The 14,443-nt window shown below is 65.4% G+C and carries 16 protein-coding genes and 1 pseudogene; 11 read left to right on the top strand and 6 right to left on the bottom strand.

Annotation, left to right across the window (positions count from 1 at the left end):
• Window positions 1-28: 28 nt before the first annotated feature.
• Together VGH54_RS03290 and VGH54_RS03285 are read right to left on the bottom strand one after the other, a co-directional pair.
• Entirely contained in the window at window positions 29-1,606 is a 1,578-nt protein-coding gene (locus tag VGH54_RS03290; protein WP_331510503.1) for a cytochrome bc complex cytochrome b subunit, read from the bottom strand.
• A 119-nt stretch (window positions 1,607-1,725) separates the two neighbouring features.
• Complete coding sequence (locus VGH54_RS03285) at window positions 1,726-1,992, bottom strand: YdeI/OmpD-associated family protein (protein WP_331510502.1); 267 nt, start codon at window positions 1,990-1,992, stop codon at window positions 1,726-1,728.
• Between the two features lie 74 nt (window positions 1,993-2,066).
• Here VGH54_RS03285 and VGH54_RS03280 point away from each other — a divergent pair, with 74 nt between their 5' ends.
• Window positions 2,067-2,420, top strand: coding sequence for a glyoxalase superfamily protein (locus VGH54_RS03280; RefSeq protein WP_331510501.1), 354 nt, complete (start codon window positions 2,067-2,069; stop codon window positions 2,418-2,420).
• A 72-nt stretch (window positions 2,421-2,492) separates the two neighbouring features.
• The gene (locus VGH54_RS03275; protein ID WP_331510519.1) at window positions 2,493-2,816 is read left to right on the top strand and encodes a PE-PGRS family protein; all 324 of its coding nucleotides are present in this window, start codon (window positions 2,493-2,495) and stop codon (window positions 2,814-2,816) included.
• Between the two features lie 57 nt (window positions 2,817-2,873).
• Here VGH54_RS03275 and VGH54_RS03270 read toward each other — a convergent pair whose 3' ends face one another.
• Complete coding sequence (locus VGH54_RS03270; RefSeq protein ID WP_331510500.1) at window positions 2,874-3,449, bottom strand: hemerythrin domain-containing protein; 576 nt, start codon at window positions 3,447-3,449, stop codon at window positions 2,874-2,876.
• 86 nt (window positions 3,450-3,535) lie between these two features.
• On the opposite strand from VGH54_RS03270, the gene VGH54_RS03265 reads away from it, so the two are divergent.
• The 3 genes from VGH54_RS03265 to VGH54_RS03255 all read left to right on the top strand — a co-directional run bounded on the left by VGH54_RS03265 (window position 3,536) and on the right by VGH54_RS03255 (window position 6,319).
• Window positions 3,536-4,255, top strand: a complete 720-nt coding sequence (locus VGH54_RS03265) for a CoA pyrophosphatase (protein WP_331510499.1) — start codon at window positions 3,536-3,538, stop codon at window positions 4,253-4,255.
• Between the two features lie 112 nt (window positions 4,256-4,367).
• Window positions 4,368-5,825, top strand: coding sequence for an aldehyde dehydrogenase family protein (locus VGH54_RS03260; RefSeq protein WP_331510518.1), 1,458 nt, complete (start codon window positions 4,368-4,370; stop codon window positions 5,823-5,825).
• Window positions 5,826-5,854: 29 nt separating this feature from the next.
• Window positions 5,855-6,319, top strand: coding sequence for a nitroreductase/quinone reductase family protein (locus VGH54_RS03255; RefSeq protein ID WP_331510498.1), 465 nt, complete (start codon window positions 5,855-5,857; stop codon window positions 6,317-6,319).
• 22 nt (window positions 6,320-6,341) lie between these two features.
• Here the strand turns inward: VGH54_RS03255 and VGH54_RS03250 are convergent, their stop codons facing one another.
• Both VGH54_RS03250 and VGH54_RS03245 read right to left on the bottom strand, forming a co-directional pair.
• Window positions 6,342-7,835 (bottom strand): NAD(P)/FAD-dependent oxidoreductase, encoded by a 1,494-nt coding sequence (locus tag VGH54_RS03250; RefSeq protein WP_331510497.1) that lies wholly within the window; start codon window positions 7,833-7,835, stop codon window positions 6,342-6,344.
• Window positions 7,836-7,861: 26 nt separating this feature from the next.
• On the bottom strand, window positions 7,862-9,097 hold the full coding sequence (locus tag VGH54_RS03245) for an NADH:flavin oxidoreductase/NADH oxidase family protein (protein ID WP_331510495.1): 1,236 nt from the start codon (window positions 9,095-9,097) through the stop codon (window positions 7,862-7,864).
• 89 nt (window positions 9,098-9,186) lie between these two features.
• Here VGH54_RS03245 and VGH54_RS03240 point away from each other — a divergent pair, with 89 nt between their 5' ends.
• On the top strand, window positions 9,187-9,780 hold the full coding sequence (locus VGH54_RS03240; RefSeq protein ID WP_331510494.1) for a TetR/AcrR family transcriptional regulator: 594 nt from the start codon (window positions 9,187-9,189) through the stop codon (window positions 9,778-9,780).
• Between the two features lie 20 nt (window positions 9,781-9,800).
• Here VGH54_RS03240 and VGH54_RS03235 read toward each other — a convergent pair whose 3' ends face one another.
• A complete protein-coding gene (locus VGH54_RS03235; protein WP_331510493.1) occupies window positions 9,801-10,310 on the bottom strand; it encodes a helix-turn-helix domain-containing protein in 510 nt (169 codons plus the stop codon).
• Between the two features lie 87 nt (window positions 10,311-10,397).
• Here VGH54_RS03235 and VGH54_RS03230 point away from each other — a divergent pair, with 87 nt between their 5' ends.
• The 5 genes and pseudogenes from VGH54_RS03230 to VGH54_RS03210 all read left to right on the top strand — a co-directional run.
• Window positions 10,398-11,528 carry an acyl-CoA dehydrogenase family protein gene (locus VGH54_RS03230; protein WP_331510492.1) on the top strand — a complete coding sequence of 377 codons (1,131 nt, stop codon included), beginning with the start codon at window positions 10,398-10,400 and terminating at the stop codon, window positions 11,526-11,528.
• Window positions 11,525-12,529 (top strand): LLM class F420-dependent oxidoreductase, encoded by a 1,005-nt coding sequence (locus VGH54_RS03225; RefSeq protein ID WP_331510491.1) that lies wholly within the window; start codon window positions 11,525-11,527, stop codon window positions 12,527-12,529. Before VGH54_RS03230 ends, VGH54_RS03225 begins: the two co-directional genes overlap by 4 nt.
• Window positions 12,526-13,527 (top strand): NADP-dependent oxidoreductase, encoded by a 1,002-nt coding sequence (locus tag VGH54_RS03220; RefSeq protein WP_331510490.1) that lies wholly within the window; start codon window positions 12,526-12,528, stop codon window positions 13,525-13,527. Before VGH54_RS03225 ends, VGH54_RS03220 begins: the two co-directional genes overlap by 4 nt.
• 29 nt (window positions 13,528-13,556) lie before the next feature.
• Window positions 13,557-13,979 carry a pyridoxamine 5'-phosphate oxidase family protein gene (locus VGH54_RS03215; RefSeq protein WP_331510489.1) on the top strand — a complete coding sequence of 141 codons (423 nt, stop codon included), beginning with the start codon at window positions 13,557-13,559 and terminating at the stop codon, window positions 13,977-13,979.
• A gap of 210 nt (window positions 13,980-14,189) precedes the next feature.
• Window positions 14,190-14,443, top strand: a pseudogene (locus VGH54_RS03210) (hypothetical protein); the annotation flags it as partial.

The raw sequence follows: 14,443 nt of genomic DNA, 5'->3' as shown, positions 1-14,443 counted from the left end.
GTGCGTTAGCGAAGGAGCATCCGGTGAATCAGCGACCCCGCAGCGCGGTGAGGGCGCGGCGCTCGGCGGCGTGATGGGCTTCGGACAGCGCGGTGTCCTCGGTCTCGGGATCCGCGAACAGGAAACTCCCCGAGCCGGGGGAGCCGCCGGAGCCGAGCTTGTTCATTTTCGTCGGCACCGGAGCGCCCTGATATTCCAGCGGTGACGGTCCGAGCGGCTGGTGCAGTTCGACGTAAGCGCCGTGCGGCAACCGTTTGAGGATGCCGGTTTCGATGCCGTGCTCCAGGACGGCGCGGTCGCTGCGCTGCAGCCCAACACACCAGCGGTAGGTGATGAAGTAGACGATCGGTGGCAGCACGACCATGCCGATCCGCCCGACCCAGGTGGTGGCATTGAGTGAGATGTGGAATTTCAGCGCGATGATGTCGTTCATCGCCCCCAATGTGAGTACCAAGTAGAAGGCGATGGCCATCGCCCCAATCCCGGTGCGCACCGGCACGTCTCGCGGACGCTGCAGCAGATTGTGATGGGCGTAGTCGCCGCTGAACCGCTTCTCCAAGAACGGATAAATCGTCAGCAGGACGAACACGATGCCCATGATCACCGCGACACCGAATGGCGCGGGCACTGTGTGGTGACCGATGTAGAGCTCCCATGCCGGCCACAGTCGCTGCAAGCCGTCCGGCCACATCATGTAGAAATCCGGCTGCGATCCCGCCGACACCTGCGACGGTGAATAGGGGCCCAGCTCCCAGATCGGGTTGATCTGCAGCAGGCCGCCCATCAGGCCGAGAACACCGGTCGTCAGCGCGAAGAAGGCACCGGATTTCACGGCGAAGACGGGCATGACGCGCACGCCGACGACATTGCGTTCGGTGCGGCCGGGTCCGGGGAATTGCGTGTGCTTCTGAAACCACACCGTTGCCAGATGCGCGCCGATCAGGCCCAGAATGATGGCCGGCAGCACCAAAACGTGCAGCGCGTAAAGGCGGGGAATCAGTGCGGTGCCCGGGAAGTCGCCGTCGAACAGGGCCCAGTGCAGCCAGGTGCCGATCACGGGAAATCCCAACGTGATTGACGACAGCGCGGCGCGCAGGCCGATGCCGGACAACAAGTCGTCGGGCAGCGAGTAACCGAAATAACCCTCGAACATGGCCAGGATCAGCAGCAGTGAACCGATGACCCAATTGGCTTCGCGCGGGCGGCGGAACGCTCCGGTGAAAAAGACGCGAGCCAGATGGACCATGATCGACGCGGCGAACATCAGTGCGGCCCAATGGTGTACCTGGCGCACGAACAGCCCACCCCGGACCTCGAACGAGATGTTGAGCGCCGACTCGTAGGCGCGTGACATCTCCACACCGCGCAGTGGTTGGTAGACCCCGTGATAGGCGACCTCGGTCATGGACGGGTCGAAGAACAGCGTCAGATAGATGCCGGTGATCAGCAGAACGACGAAGCTGTACAGCGCGATCTCGCCGAGCAGGAACGACCAGTGTGTCGGGAAGACCTTGTTGAGCTGGCGCCGTAGCGCCGCCGAAGGGTGATATCGCGCATCAATGTCTTGGGCTTGGCGCACCGCGGTATCCGCCGGTCGGAGGTTCATGGCAACCATCCCCTCACGGCTGAAACCGCTGCGATGGGGCCCAGCCGAACATCTACTATGCAACGTAGTACCACAAAGCGTAGTACTGAATGCGTCAGGGGTAAAGAGTCGACCGGGCGCTATGTCCCGGTGCGCTCGCGGTGCTTGCAACCCGGCCAGCAGCAGGGCCGGCGGAGGCCTTCCTCGAGTTCCTCCTGGGTCCGGCGGATGCGGCGCTTTCGGGTCGCTTCTTGTTTGGCGTCATCGACCCAGCAGATGAACTCGTTGCGCGCCAAGGGCGTGATGTCCTGCCAAGCGGCCAGTGCCGTCGAATTGGCAAGCAGCGCCTCACGTAGGTCGGCGGGCAGCTTGTGCACGACTCCGCCAGACACCCGGTTGCCGCTCATGGCCGCCAGCGTAATCCGGAGCACGGCCGCTAGCGTGGAGGGCGCCGCCGGCTTCACACCATCAGGAGAGCTGCATGCAAGCCACGAAGATATTTGCCAACCTTCCAGTCGCGGACATCGAAGCGGCCCAGGGTTTCTACACCGACTTCCTCGGGCTGACCAACGAAGAGTTCAATCTGGGCTGGGTGGCCCGCTACTCGTCGGCCGACGCCGGGGCGCGGCTCCAACTGGTGACCAGGGATGCAACTGCCGCTGAAGATTCGGTGATTTCGGTCTGCACCGATGACATCGACGCGGCGTACGCGGAGGCACAACAGCTCGGCTACGAAATCGTCCATCCGCTGACCACCGAAGCCTGGGGTCCGCGACGTTTCTTCGTCCGGGCCCCCGACGGGAATGTCATCAATGTCGTCAACCATCACGACTGAAATTCGATGTTTTGGACATGTGTGGAAGGGGGTATAACGGCGTCTATGACCATGTTCGAGAAACTCAATTTCATGAAACCGCTGGTTATCGGTGGAGCCGCTGCTGCAGCGATTGCCGTGATGCCCGTGGCCGCTGCTGAGGCTTCCATTGGCTCCCCAGCCACTGCGGGGCCCACCCACAGTGTCTACAAGCAGGACCCCGGTGGCGGCGGCTGTGACGCCAACGGCAACTGTGGCTCCGGCGGACAGTTCAACGGTCCCGGCGGCGGCCCCGGTGGCCAAGGCTGTGTCCCAGGTGTCGGCTGTGGCTCCGGCGGGCAGTTCGCCGGCCCGGGTGGCGTTCCCGGCGGTACCGGATGCCTTCCGGGCGTCGGCTGCGGCTCCGGCCACGCCTGACCGCCCGACTGAGAATTAGGTTCATGCGGCCTGGTGTTGCCCAGGCCGCATGAGTCGTCATTCGCCCTTCAGGCTGCCGATATCGAGCGAGAAGTCCTTGCGCGGCGACCGCGCCGTGCCTTCTTGTTCCTCGACGTAGCTTTGTGGGTCGCGGTCGACGATCGACAGTCCTTGGGTGGTCGGATGCTGTCCCATGAACTCGCGGTATTGATGCCCGAGGGCTTCGCGCAGACCGATCGGTGCGTGACGACGAAAGTCGGCCAACCCTTCCCGCTCTTCTTCGCCCATGTGGTCGTCGTTGGCCCGGCGGGTTCGCCCGACCGCCGCCCACCACTCGTCGCTGGCTATCGCTGCGGCGTTCGCGTCGCGCACGCCGTCGCGAATGTCATTGTGATCACCGATCGCATCGAGCGTCTCGCCTTCGGCGTCGTCGGTGCCGCGCTTGAGCAGTTGCGGGTAGAAGATCTTCTCTTCGATGTAAGCGTGTACGTCCAGCTTCTCGGCAAGTGGACGCCAGACGCGTTCCAGCGCTCGCTGGTTGACCGGTGTCTGGGCTTGCAGATCGTCCAGCTTGGCGAATTGTGCACGGAACCAGTCATGGTCGGCGAGGATCAACATGGTGATGTCAGCCATCCCGTCTAGTTAATCAGCAAGCCCGCCAACGCATTGGACTTCGGCCGGCATGCGGGACTCGTTGGCCGTCGGCTTAGGCTCGGGTGATGACCGTCCCCTATGACGAGGCGCTGCGCGAGAGGATCAGGGACCATCTCACCGCTCACGATCGTCGCGTTGTAGCCGACCCGACGAAGCGGCACGCGGCCGTGGCGGTCCTGCTCGTCGACTCGGAGGTCGGGGAGGACCGGATCGACCCGGCGCCGGTGGACGACTGGACAGCGGGACGCCCGATGCCGGAGGCCGGCCTCGACGGCCGCATGGTCGACGTATCCGGCGGGGCCGCATTCCTGTTGTGCCGCAGGACGTCCCGCCTCAACTCACATCCATCGCAGTGGGCGCTTCCGGGTGGTCGACTGGACCCGGGGGAGAACGCGGTCGATGCGGCACTCCGGGAGCTGGATGAGGAGGTCGGCATCAAACTCGCCGCGCCGGCGGTGTTGGGTCTGCTCGACGACTACCCGACCCGGTCGGGCTACGTCATCACCCCGGTGGTGCTCTGGGGCGGCGGACGACTCGACCCCCAACCCGCACCCGATGAGGTCGTGGCGGTCTACCGGGTGGGGCTGCACCAACTGCAGCGCGCGGACTCGCCGCGGTTCATCACCATCCCGGAAAGCCCACGTCCGGTTGTCCAAATACCGTTGGGAAACGACCTCATTCACGCGCCGACCGGTGCTGTGCTGCTGCAGCTGCGCTGGCTTGGCCTGGAGGGTCGCCACGATCGGGTCGACGAACTCGAGCAACCGGTTTTCGCCTGGAGGTAGGCCCGGTCCCCTGCCTGTGACCTAGGTCGTGCACCCGGCGGGTCCTGGGCTACACTCATGGCGTCATCTCTACATAGATAGAGTCGCGACGATGCGAAGGGACTCACCCGCCATGACGGTGCAGGACGTACTGGACGACATCCGTAAGCGATCAGGCACCGGTGAGGTGATTCCGATCATCGACCCCGCCACCGAAGAGCAGATCACCGAATTCACCGACTGCGGTCCCGAAGCCATCAACGACGCGGTCGCCCGCGCCAAGGAAACCGCCGAGTCCGGCGTGTGGTCCGGCATGCCCGACTACGACCGGGCCAAGGTGCTGTGGCGGGTCGCCGATCTCATCGACGAGAACGCCGAGATCCTCGCCGAGCTCGAATCGCTCAACGCCGGCATCCCGCCGGCACAGGCGCAGATCATCACCAAGGTCGGGTCGGAGTGGTTCCGCTACTACGCCGGCTGGTGCACCAAGATCGACGGCATCGCGCGCGACGTCAACACCGGCGGGCTGACCGGGGTCGACTCGCACATGCACACCTACACGCTGCGTGAACCCTACGGCGTGGTCGGGCTGATCTTCCCGTGGAACGGCCCGGTCTTCAACTTCTGCGCCAAGCTGGCGCCGTCACTGGCGGCCGGCTGCAGTAGCGTGGTCAAACCCGCTGAGGAGACACCACTTTCGGCGCTGGTGCTGGACGGGATCCTGGCTGAGGCCGGAGTGCCCGAGGGCGTCGTCAACTTGGTGAACGGTTACGGGCACACCGCCGGCGCGGCAATCACCGCGCACCCCGATGTGGAGAAGGTCGCCTTCACCGGTTCGACGGAGGTCGGCCGGGCGATCGTGCACGCCGCCGCCGACAGCAACCTCAACAAGGTCACCCTCGAGCTCGGCGGCAAGTCACCGGTGCTGATCTTCGACGACGCCAACCTCGACCTGGCCATGCCGATGGCCTCGTTCGGCACCTTCATCCACTCGGGACAGGCCTGTGTGTGCGGGTCGCGCATCTTCGCACAGCGCGGAGTCTACGAGCGGGTCGTCGAAGGAATCGCCCACATGGCCAACGTCATGCAGTTGGGCGGACCCAGCGACGAAGGCGCCATGGTCGGTCCGCTGATCAGCCAGAAGCAGCTCACCCGCGTGCTTGGCTACCTCGATCAAGGCAAGTCGGATGGCGCCGAGTTGGTCGCCGGCGGGCACCGGCTGGACCGCAAAGGTTACTTCGTGCATCCGACGGTGGTCACCAACGTCGACCCCGATTCGAGCCGGCTGTTCCAGGAGGAGATCTTCGGCCCGGTCGTCACGATCCTGCCGTTCGACGACGAGGACGAGGCCGTCGCGCTGGCCAACAACAGCACCTACGGGCTGGCGGCCACCACGTGGACCAGCGATCTCGGTCGCGCGCATCGGATGGCCAAGAAGCTCAAGGCCGGAACCGTCGGGCTGAACTGCCAGATGCAGTTCGACCATTCGATGCCGTTCGGTGGTTACAAGCAGTCCGGCTGGGGCTACGAATCGGGCAAGGCCGGCATCGAGACCTACCTGCAGACGAAAATCGTTTGGGCGCAGATGTAGCAGTGTCCGGGCGGCAGTAATGTGAATGCATGCTGGGCCGCTTGGTAAGCGCTTTTCAACGATGGCAGTATCGCAAAGGCCGTCCGGGATGGTCTGCCCGCATCGCAAACCGGTTGGGCGCCTTGTCTTTTGCCAAGGGTATGGGGCCGAGCGGAGCTGCCACGCTCGAAGTGCGGGGCCACAAATCAGGACGGACCGTTTCGTTCCCGGTGGTCGTCGCCGACTACCAGGGCGAGCGTTACCTGGTCTCCATGCTCGGCCAGAAGGCGAACTGGGTGCGCAACCTGCGCGCGGATAACCGTGGCGTTTTAGTGCGCGGTCGGCGCGAGGAGGTGACGTTGGTGGAAGACCTGTCCGGCAAGCGCGCCGCGATCTTGCGTCGGTATCTCGAGCTAGCGCCAGGTGCGCGTCCGTTTTTCACGATCGATCGGCGCGCGCCGCTGGACAACTTCGAGCGAATCGTCGATCAGTATCCCGTCTTTCGCGTCGCCTGACGGGCTTGGCCCGTGACAGTACTTACGACACAACCGGTATCGGCGACGGCGCGCGCTGCGTCAGATGTTGAGTCGGGTCGAAGCGAAGCGCGCGACGGCGGTAGTCGAACGTGCTGCCGGGCCAGAGGTTGATGTTGCGGCCCGAGTCGTTGAGGTACCAGCTGTTGCAGCCGCCGGCCGTCCACACGCTTCCGGCGCTCAGGTCATCGACTTCGGCAACAAACGCTTCTTGGGCGCTCAAGGTCGGTTCGACGGCGGCGAGCTGATGGGCACGGGCGTAACCGATTGCCGCGGCGATGTAATTGACCTGCGATTCGATCATGTAGATCACCGAGTTATGACCACTGCCGATATTGGGACCGTGGATCAGATAGCAGTTCGGGAAGCCGCTGACTGAGGTGCCGAGGTAGGCCGTGGGGTTGCCGTTCCACACCTGTGCCATGGACCGCTCGTCGGCACCGTAGGTTTGATCGGTTAGCGGCAGCCGCGTGGTGTTGAATCCGGTGCCGAAGATGATGGCGTCGACCGCGTGGTGTCTGCCGGCGCCGTCGGTGATGCCGTGCTCGTCGATCTCGGCGATGCCGTCGGTGATCAGCGAGACGTTTGGCTGATCCAGGCTGCACAAGTATTCGTCGGAGATCAGGATGCGTTTGCAGCCGAGGCGGTAATCGGGCAGTAGCTGGGCGCGCAGGCCCGGATCGTTGACTTGTGATTTGAGGTGACGGCGCGCCTGTCGTTCGGCCAGTGTCATCAGCCACGGGTGGTGGAACCCGATGACGATCCACTCGCGTTGCAGATAGATCTTCAAGCGTTGCAGCCGCTGCAGCGCCGGAATTGCGCGAAGCAGGCGCTGGGTCCGTGCGCCGATTTCACGGTCGTGGCGCGGCATGACCCAGTGCGGCGTGCGCTGGAAAACCGTGAGGTGACCCGCGGTGGGCTGGATGGCCGGAATGAACTGTACCGCTGAGGCTCCCGTGCCGATGACTGCCAACCGCTTGCCGGCGAGGTCGAAGTCGTGGTCCCACCGGGCGGAGTGGAACATCGCGCCGGCGAACCGGTCCACGCCGGGCAGCGTCGGAATGACTGGCTCTGCGAGTGCACCGGTGGCGATGACGACGTGGTCGGCGGTGCGCTCGCCGCGGGCGGTTTCGAGGCGCCAGACCTGCTTATCGGGATTCCAGTCCAATCGCTGAACGGCGCAGTCCAGCATCAGGTGACGGCGCAGCCCGAATCGTTCAGTGACGTCTTTGAGGTAACCGTGGATTTCGGGCTGCTTGGCGTAGAAGTTGCGCCAGTGCGGGTTAGGTGCGAATGAGAACGAATACAGTTGGCACTGCACATCGACTGCGGCGCCCGGATAGTCGTTGTCGCGCCACACTCCGCCGATGTCGTTTGCCCGTTCCAGCAGAACGAAGTCATGAAAACCGTCCTGCTCTAAACGGATTGCTGTTGCGATGCCACCGAAGCCGGTGCCGATGATCGTGACGTGGTTGTGCGGGATCGTGCTGTCCGTCATGCGATCTCCAGTTTCGATGGGAATGGTCACGCGCTGGCCTGCAGCCAGGACCGGTAACGGCGCAGGGCGCGGCGCTGTGCCAGTTGGTCACATGCCACCGCACGCACCGGGTGCGTGCCGAGCGCGGGGTGGCGTCCGCGGGCGATCCGTCGCATCTGGTGGCGGACCAGCGCCATGCCGGCCGCGGAGGCGAGAGTTTTATCCGACCAGTTGACCGGCCGCAACCGACCAGCCGCTTCTTTTCCCACGCGCCAGCGGTCGGGAAGATCCGGGGTAACCGCCAGCGCGGTCGCCATTCCGACCATCGCCACACCGTTGGCGAGGGCTTTTTCGGCGGTCTCACGGCGGGTGATCCCGCCGGTCAACATCAGCGGCAGCGGGCTGCTCGTGGCCAATTCTGTTGCCAAGTCAAGGAAGTACGCTTCGCGTGCCTGCGTGCGGGCATCGGCGGCGCGTCCGGACATTGCTGGGCTTTCGTAATTGCCGCCCGACAGCTCCACCAGGTCGACTCCGAGCGGCTCGAGCATGGCGATGACTTGCTGTGCGTCGTCGGCGTCGAAGCCGCCGCGTTGAAAGTCGGCGGAGTTGAGCTTTACCGCAACGGCGAACGACGAGCCAACCGTTGATCGGATTGCTCGCACGACATCCAGCAGCAGTCGGGCGCGGTTTTCTAGTGATCCACCCCATTGGTCAGTGCGCCGGTTGGACAGCGGAGACAGGAATTGCGACAGCAGGTAGCCGTGCGCGGCGTGGACCTCCACCCCGTCGAATCCGGCACGTTCGGCCCCAACAGCCGCGACGGCGAAACGCTGTACCGTGGCTTCGATCTGCTCTGCGGTCATCGCGACGGGGCGGCCAAAACGTTTGGTGTGCTTGCCCAATTCGACACCTACCGCCGACGGCGCCCACACGACTCCGGGCATCTGCACCTGCACCTGGCGACCCGGATGGTTGATTTGCATCCACATAGCTGCGCCGCCGGCCTTGCCCGACTTGGCCCACTCCGTGAACGGCTCCAGCGGAGCTCCCACGTCGAGCACCACGCCGCCGGGGCCGGTGAGCGCCTGCGCGTGGACCATGACGTTGCCGGTGATCAGCAGCCCGGCGCCGCCGGCGCCCCAGCGTTGATAGAGCGAGAACAGGTGCTGGTCCGGAAGCTGCTCCGGGCCCGCCATGTTCTCTTCCATCGCCGCTTTCGCGATCCGGTTGTCCAATACCAATCCCGACCGCAACTTCAGCGGTGCGAACAGCTCGCTCGACATCGAAGGGCGCCTTTCAACCGGCTAGAATGTGTACGGCGCTTACATTAAACACGCGGTGTAAGCACTGTCAACATGAGGGAGTGTGATCCATGTCAACGTCGCGCAGCCCGTACCACCACGGCGATCTGCGCGCCGCATGCCTGCGGGCCGCGATGGAATTGCTGGAGGAAGGCGGCGCGACAGCGTTGTCGCTGCGCGCCGTGGCGCGGCGAGCCGGGGTCTCTCCCGCGGCGCCCTATCGGCACTACGCCGACCGCGATGCGCTCATCTCGGCGGTTGCCGCGGTGGGTTATCGCGAGCTAGCCGAACAGTTGGCCGCCGCGCACCCGTCACCTTCGACCGCCGACGACTTCGGTGCTATCGCCGTCGCCTACGTCCAATTCGCGCTGCAGCGGCCCGCACTGTTTCGGGTGATGTTCGCAGAGCCCTGCGATACGGACAATAGCGAAAGGGTGGCCGCGACCAACGCCATCTCGGAGTACGTGAGCGCCATTGTGCGGCAGAGCTTTCCGGGCTTCGATACTGAAGCGCTGTCGACGGCGGCCTGGGCGCTCGTCCATGGGCTGGCGTTTCTGCACCTCGACGGCAAACTCGACGCTTCCACTCCCGACGTCGTTTCGAACCGGGTGCGCGCCGCTGTCCACGCCGTGCTCACGGTGTCTCGCGCGGCCGAGGGTGTCTGACGCGACATCGGGGTCCTGGCTCACTTCTTTTGAGACTTCGACGGTGAATCACCGGCGAGCGCGGGCTCTTCAGCGCGGAAGCCAGGTCCGGGCTCCGGCGTCACGTTGTGCGCGGTGATCTCCTGCCGGCAATGCGCGCACACCAGAACCGGTTCGGCGGTCTGATCGCAGGGCTGGTGGTGCAGGACGATCGGCGGACCCTGGGGGTTCGGCAGGTGGTGGTCGCCCCACTGCATCAGGACCACGATCGCCGCGAACAGGTCGCGTCCGGAGTCGGTCAGCCGGTACTCGTGACGGTCGGGGTCGCGCGCGTAGGCCACTTTTTCCAGCAGCCCGTTGTCGACCAGGGTGCGCAGACGTGTGGACAACGTCGGGCGCGGAATCTGTAGGTTGCGCGCCAACTGGCCGAACCGGCGAACGCCGAAAAACGCCTCACGCAGGATCAACAGGGTCCATCGCTCACCCACGATCTCCAGGGCGCGCGCAACGGACTCCCCGTCGAAGCGATGGGACAGATCCGGGTAATCCATGGTTCAACTAATGTACCGGTTCAAAAACTAAACCGGTAGTGCTAACGTGACTGGACCACACACTCCGTCTGTGCAAAGCGAGGACGTATGAACACCGACGTCGCCACCACGCCCGTACTGTCGCGGGCGCGCGAGATCGCCGCGTTGGCGCGCGGCATGGCAGATGACATCGATTCCGCTCGCAGGCTGCCGCCCGAACTGGTTGAGGCGCTGCGAGATTCGGGCTTGCTGCGAGCCGGCGCGCCGGTGGAGGTCGACGCTCTGGAGCTGCCCGCGGGAACCGCGCTGCGGTGCGCCGAGGAGGTGGCCCGTGGCGACGCGTCCGCCGGCTGGTGCGTGTCGATCGGGATCACCAGCACTCTATTGGTCGCATATCTGCCGCCGGTGAGCCGTGACGAACTGTTCGGCAACGGCCGCGGGCTGGCCGCGGGTGTGTGGGCACCGCAGGGCAAGGCCCGGCGGGTGCCCGGTGGTGTTGTGGTCTCGGGACGCTGGGCGTTCTGCAGCGGTATCACCCACGCCGACGTGCTGTTCGCCGGCTGCGTACTCGAGGACCGACCGGTGGTGGTGGCGCTGCCCACCGAGCAGCTGCACATCCTGGACACCTGGCACACCCTGGGCCTGCGCGGCACCGGTAGCCACGACACGGTCGCCGAGGAGGTGTTCGTCCCAGACAATCGGGTGCTTTCGATATTCGACGGGCCGGTGATCGACCGTCCGTTGTACCGATTCCCCCCGTTCGGGTTTTTCGCGGCCTGCATCACCGCGGCCGCGATGGGCAACGCCCGCGCGGCGATCGACAACTTCGTCGACCTCGCCTCGACCAAAAAAGGTGTGGCGGCCAGTCGCACCCTTGCCGAGCGGTCCACCATCCAGGTGGCGGTCGCCACGGCCGAGTCGGCACTGGAAGCCGCCCGCGCCGGTTACTACCAAGCCATCGACGCCGCGTGGCAGGCGAGTCGGGATGGGCCCGCGGTGCCGTTGGAGGCGCGGACCCGGTTGCGCCTCGCGGCGACCCACGGGGCGCGCGTCTCGGCCGACGTGGTCCGCACGATGTACGACCTCGCCGGGGGCAGCGCGATCTACGACGGCGCACCGCTGCAGCGACGTTTGCGGGACGCGTTCACCGCTACCGCGCACTTCCAGGTGAACGAGGCGTCACGTGAGTTGCCGGGCCGCATCCTGCTGGGCCAGACCACCGACGCGGCCATGCTGTGAGGTCGTCGATCGAAGCGGTGCTGCCACTGTGGCTGGACCGGCCCGACCTGGAGTCACTCGAAATTGCCGAAGCCGCGGGCGCCGCGGGTCTGCACGGGCTGTGGATCGGCGAGATGGCGACGTTCGACGCGTTCGCGTTGGCCACCGCCATCGGCGCTCGCGTACCGGGTTTGGGCTTGCGGGTCGGCCCCCTGCCGGTCAGCGTGCGCACCCCGGTCTCGATCGCGTTGGGGGCGAGTTCGGTTGCGGCGCTGACTGGCTGCGAGATCGACATCGCGCTGGGTGCCTCCAGCCCGTTCATCGTGGCGGGCTGGCACGACCGCGACTGGTCGCACAGTGCGGCGCGCATGCGGGAGACCATCGAGTGTTTGCGGCCGATGCTGCGCGGTGAGCGCGGCGACTACGACGGCCGGTATGTCAACAGTCATGGCTTTCGGCTGCGTAACCCGTTGCCGCAGAGCAGGATCGGAGTCGGCGCGTTTGGCCCGACGATGTTGCGGCTGGCGGCTGAGATCGCCGACGAGGTAGTGCTCAATCTAGCTTCACCGCAGCGGGTTTCGCAGGTCCGCCAACAGATCGAGGACGACGCCGTCGCGGCAGGCCGCACGCCGCCGCACGTGACGGTGTGGCTACCGGTAGCGGTGCGGCCCGGTGCGGCGGCGCTGCGACAGCTGGCCGGTCAGGTCGCGATCTACCTGGCCCCACCCGGCTACGGAGAGATGTTCTGCGAGCTCGGATTCGGTGAACTCGTCGAGCGGGCCCGCGGTGGAGCGCGGCGATCGGACATGGCCGCGGCGATTCCACTGGAATTGGCCGAGCAGCTGGCCGCCCTCGGCACTCCCGAGCAGGTTGCCGACCGGATACGGGCCTATCTGCAGGCCGGTGCGGACACTGTCGCGGTGATACCCGTGACCGCCGAGGACCCCGGCGGCCGCACGGCGTTCGGCTGTGCCGCAGAGATCTGTCGAAACACCGCACCAGCCAAGGAGGCTGCCTCGTGAACGCTGTCAACACTCAGTGCCGGCTGGCCGCCCGCCCGGTCGACATGCCCAAGGCGACCGATTGGTCGATCGTCGAAGAGCCCAAACCGGTTGCAGCCGAGGGAGAATTCGTCGTACAGGTCGACTACCTGTCGATCGACCCGGCCATGCGCACGTGGATGGACGCGGGCCGCAGCTACGTGCCGCCGGTGGAGATCGGTGAGGTGATGCGGGCCCTCGGGGTCGGCCATGTCGTCGAGTCGCGGCATCCGGGGTTCTCGGTCGGCGACGACGTGTACGGGATATTCGGCGTTCAGCGCTATGCGCTGTCCGACGGCGCCGAGGTCAACACACTCGACTCCAGGTTGGCGCCGGCAACGACGTATCTGGGTGCCCTCGGCATCAGCGGGCTGACGGCGTACTTCGGCCTGCTCGATGTCGGCCGGCCCGAACCGGGCCAAACCGTCCTGGTCTCCGGAGCCGCCGGATCGGTGGGCAGCATCGTGGGACAGATTGCACGGATCAAGGGTTGCCGCGCGGTCGGCATCGCCGGCGGCCAAGACAAATGCCGCTGGCTGGTCGATGAGGTCGGATTCGACGCCGCGATCGACTACAAGGCCGCCGACCTGCGTAAAGAGCTCAAGACCCACGCACCGGACGGTGTCGACGTCTATTTCGACAATGTCGGCGGCGCAACGCTGGAGGCCGCACTCAACCGGCTCGCGCACGGCGCCCGCATCGTGCTCTGCGGTGCGGTGTCCCAGTACAACGACGCCCCGCGGGGGCCGGCCAACTACATGCAACTGTTGGTAGCCCGCGCGTCCATGACGGGATTCGTCATCTTCGACTACGCCGAGCGCTACCCGGAAGGTGTTGCGGAACTGGCGAACTGGCTCAACAGCGGCGAGCTGCGATCACATGAGCAGATCGAGCACGGCGATGTCGGCGACTTTCCCGAAACCTTGCTCAAGCTGTTCCACGGCGAAAACACCGGCAAGCTGATCCTCGCGGTGGAATAGCCTCGCGGGACCGAGGCGTTGAGGCGCGTATGAAAGCTTTCTCCGAGACCGAACGTCAAGAATTCCTCGCCGCTAAGCATGTCGCCGTGCTGTCAGTGGCTGCCGAAGGCCGCCCGCCGGCGAGTGTTCCGATGTGGTACGACTACACCCCTGGCGGGGACATTCGGATCAACACCGGCGCGGGCGCACGCAAGTCAAAGCTCATCGAGCAGGCGGGCGTGGTGACGCTGGTCGTCCAGAACGAGGAACCGCCGTACCAATATGTGGTCGTGGAGGGCACCGTCGTCGACACGACGCCCACGCCGCTGGAGGTGCGAGAAGCCATCGCTATCCGCTACCTCGGCGAAGAAGGTGGCCGAGCGTTCGTCCGCAGCATGGAGGGACAGAGCACTGTGCTGTTCACCATCCGTCCAGACCGCTGGATCACCGCGGACTTCTCCGACGAGTTGTAGGTTTCGGGGCTTCCTATTTTCCAGGGCAGGAACGCCCGTCGTGTCGCAGCTGTTGACGACACGGGCTGTCATACGATGGCCATCTGCCGAATCCAGGTCGCGACGCGCGAAAACCCTTAGGAAGCAACTCAAATGGACCTCGACCGCATCACCAACCCATTGCGACTGGCGAGGGGCTCACACCAGCCCGGATCGGGTAAGGGGTGCGCCATGAACGTGATTTCCTACATCAACGGCGACGAGCAGATCACCGACTTTCCGCCGACCTCCGCGCGCCCGCTGGCGTCCTTCGTGCAGCTGTGCAACGACTTACTGGCCGGTCCTGACGGCTACCTGTCGCCGGAGAACAGTCTGCTGGTGCTCGACCTCGGGTGGCTGACCGTCGGGACTGCCGACGTCGCCGACACGGTCATGCACATCTGGGTGACCAAGCTGCTGATCAGCCCGCCGTGGGGCGTCGTTCG

It is taken from the genome of Mycobacterium sp. (assembly GCF_036488105.1).
In the GTDB taxonomy this organism is placed as follows: Bacteria; Actinomycetota; Actinomycetes; order Mycobacteriales; family Mycobacteriaceae; genus Mycobacterium.
This window is presented reverse-complemented; position numbering and strand designations above follow the sequence as displayed.

Coding starts and splice junctions, on each gene's coding strand:
- VGH54_RS03260 (WP_331510518.1), top strand. CDS start 4,368: ATGACGGTGCAGGACGTACTGGACGACATCCGTAAGCGATCAGGCACC.
- VGH54_RS03240 (WP_331510494.1), top strand. CDS start 9,187: ATGTCAACGTCGCGCAGCCCGTACCACCACGGCGATCTGCGCGCCGCA.
- VGH54_RS03235 (WP_331510493.1), bottom strand. CDS start 10,310: ATGGATTACCCGGATCTGTCCCATCGCTTCGACGGGGAGTCCGTTGCG.
- VGH54_RS03285 (WP_331510502.1), bottom strand. CDS start 1,992: ATGAGCGGCAACCGGGTGTCTGGCGGAGTCGTGCACAAGCTGCCCGCC.
- VGH54_RS03270 (WP_331510500.1), bottom strand. CDS start 3,449: ATGGCTGACATCACCATGTTGATCCTCGCCGACCATGACTGGTTCCGT.
- VGH54_RS03250 (WP_331510497.1), bottom strand. CDS start 7,835: ATGACGGACAGCACGATCCCGCACAACCACGTCACGATCATCGGCACC.
- VGH54_RS03265 (WP_331510499.1), top strand. CDS start 3,536: ATGACCGTCCCCTATGACGAGGCGCTGCGCGAGAGGATCAGGGACCAT.
- VGH54_RS03290 (WP_331510503.1), bottom strand. CDS start 1,606: ATGAACCTCCGACCGGCGGATACCGCGGTGCGCCAAGCCCAAGACATT.
- VGH54_RS03230 (WP_331510492.1), top strand. CDS start 10,398: ATGAACACCGACGTCGCCACCACGCCCGTACTGTCGCGGGCGCGCGAG.
- VGH54_RS03245 (WP_331510495.1), bottom strand. CDS start 9,097: ATGTCGAGCGAGCTGTTCGCACCGCTGAAGTTGCGGTCGGGATTGGTA.
- VGH54_RS03215 (WP_331510489.1), top strand. CDS start 13,557: ATGAAAGCTTTCTCCGAGACCGAACGTCAAGAATTCCTCGCCGCTAAG.
- VGH54_RS03255 (WP_331510498.1), top strand. CDS start 5,855: ATGCTGGGCCGCTTGGTAAGCGCTTTTCAACGATGGCAGTATCGCAAA.
- VGH54_RS03275 (WP_331510519.1), top strand. CDS start 2,493: ATGAAACCGCTGGTTATCGGTGGAGCCGCTGCTGCAGCGATTGCCGTG.
- VGH54_RS03280 (WP_331510501.1), top strand. CDS start 2,067: ATGCAAGCCACGAAGATATTTGCCAACCTTCCAGTCGCGGACATCGAA.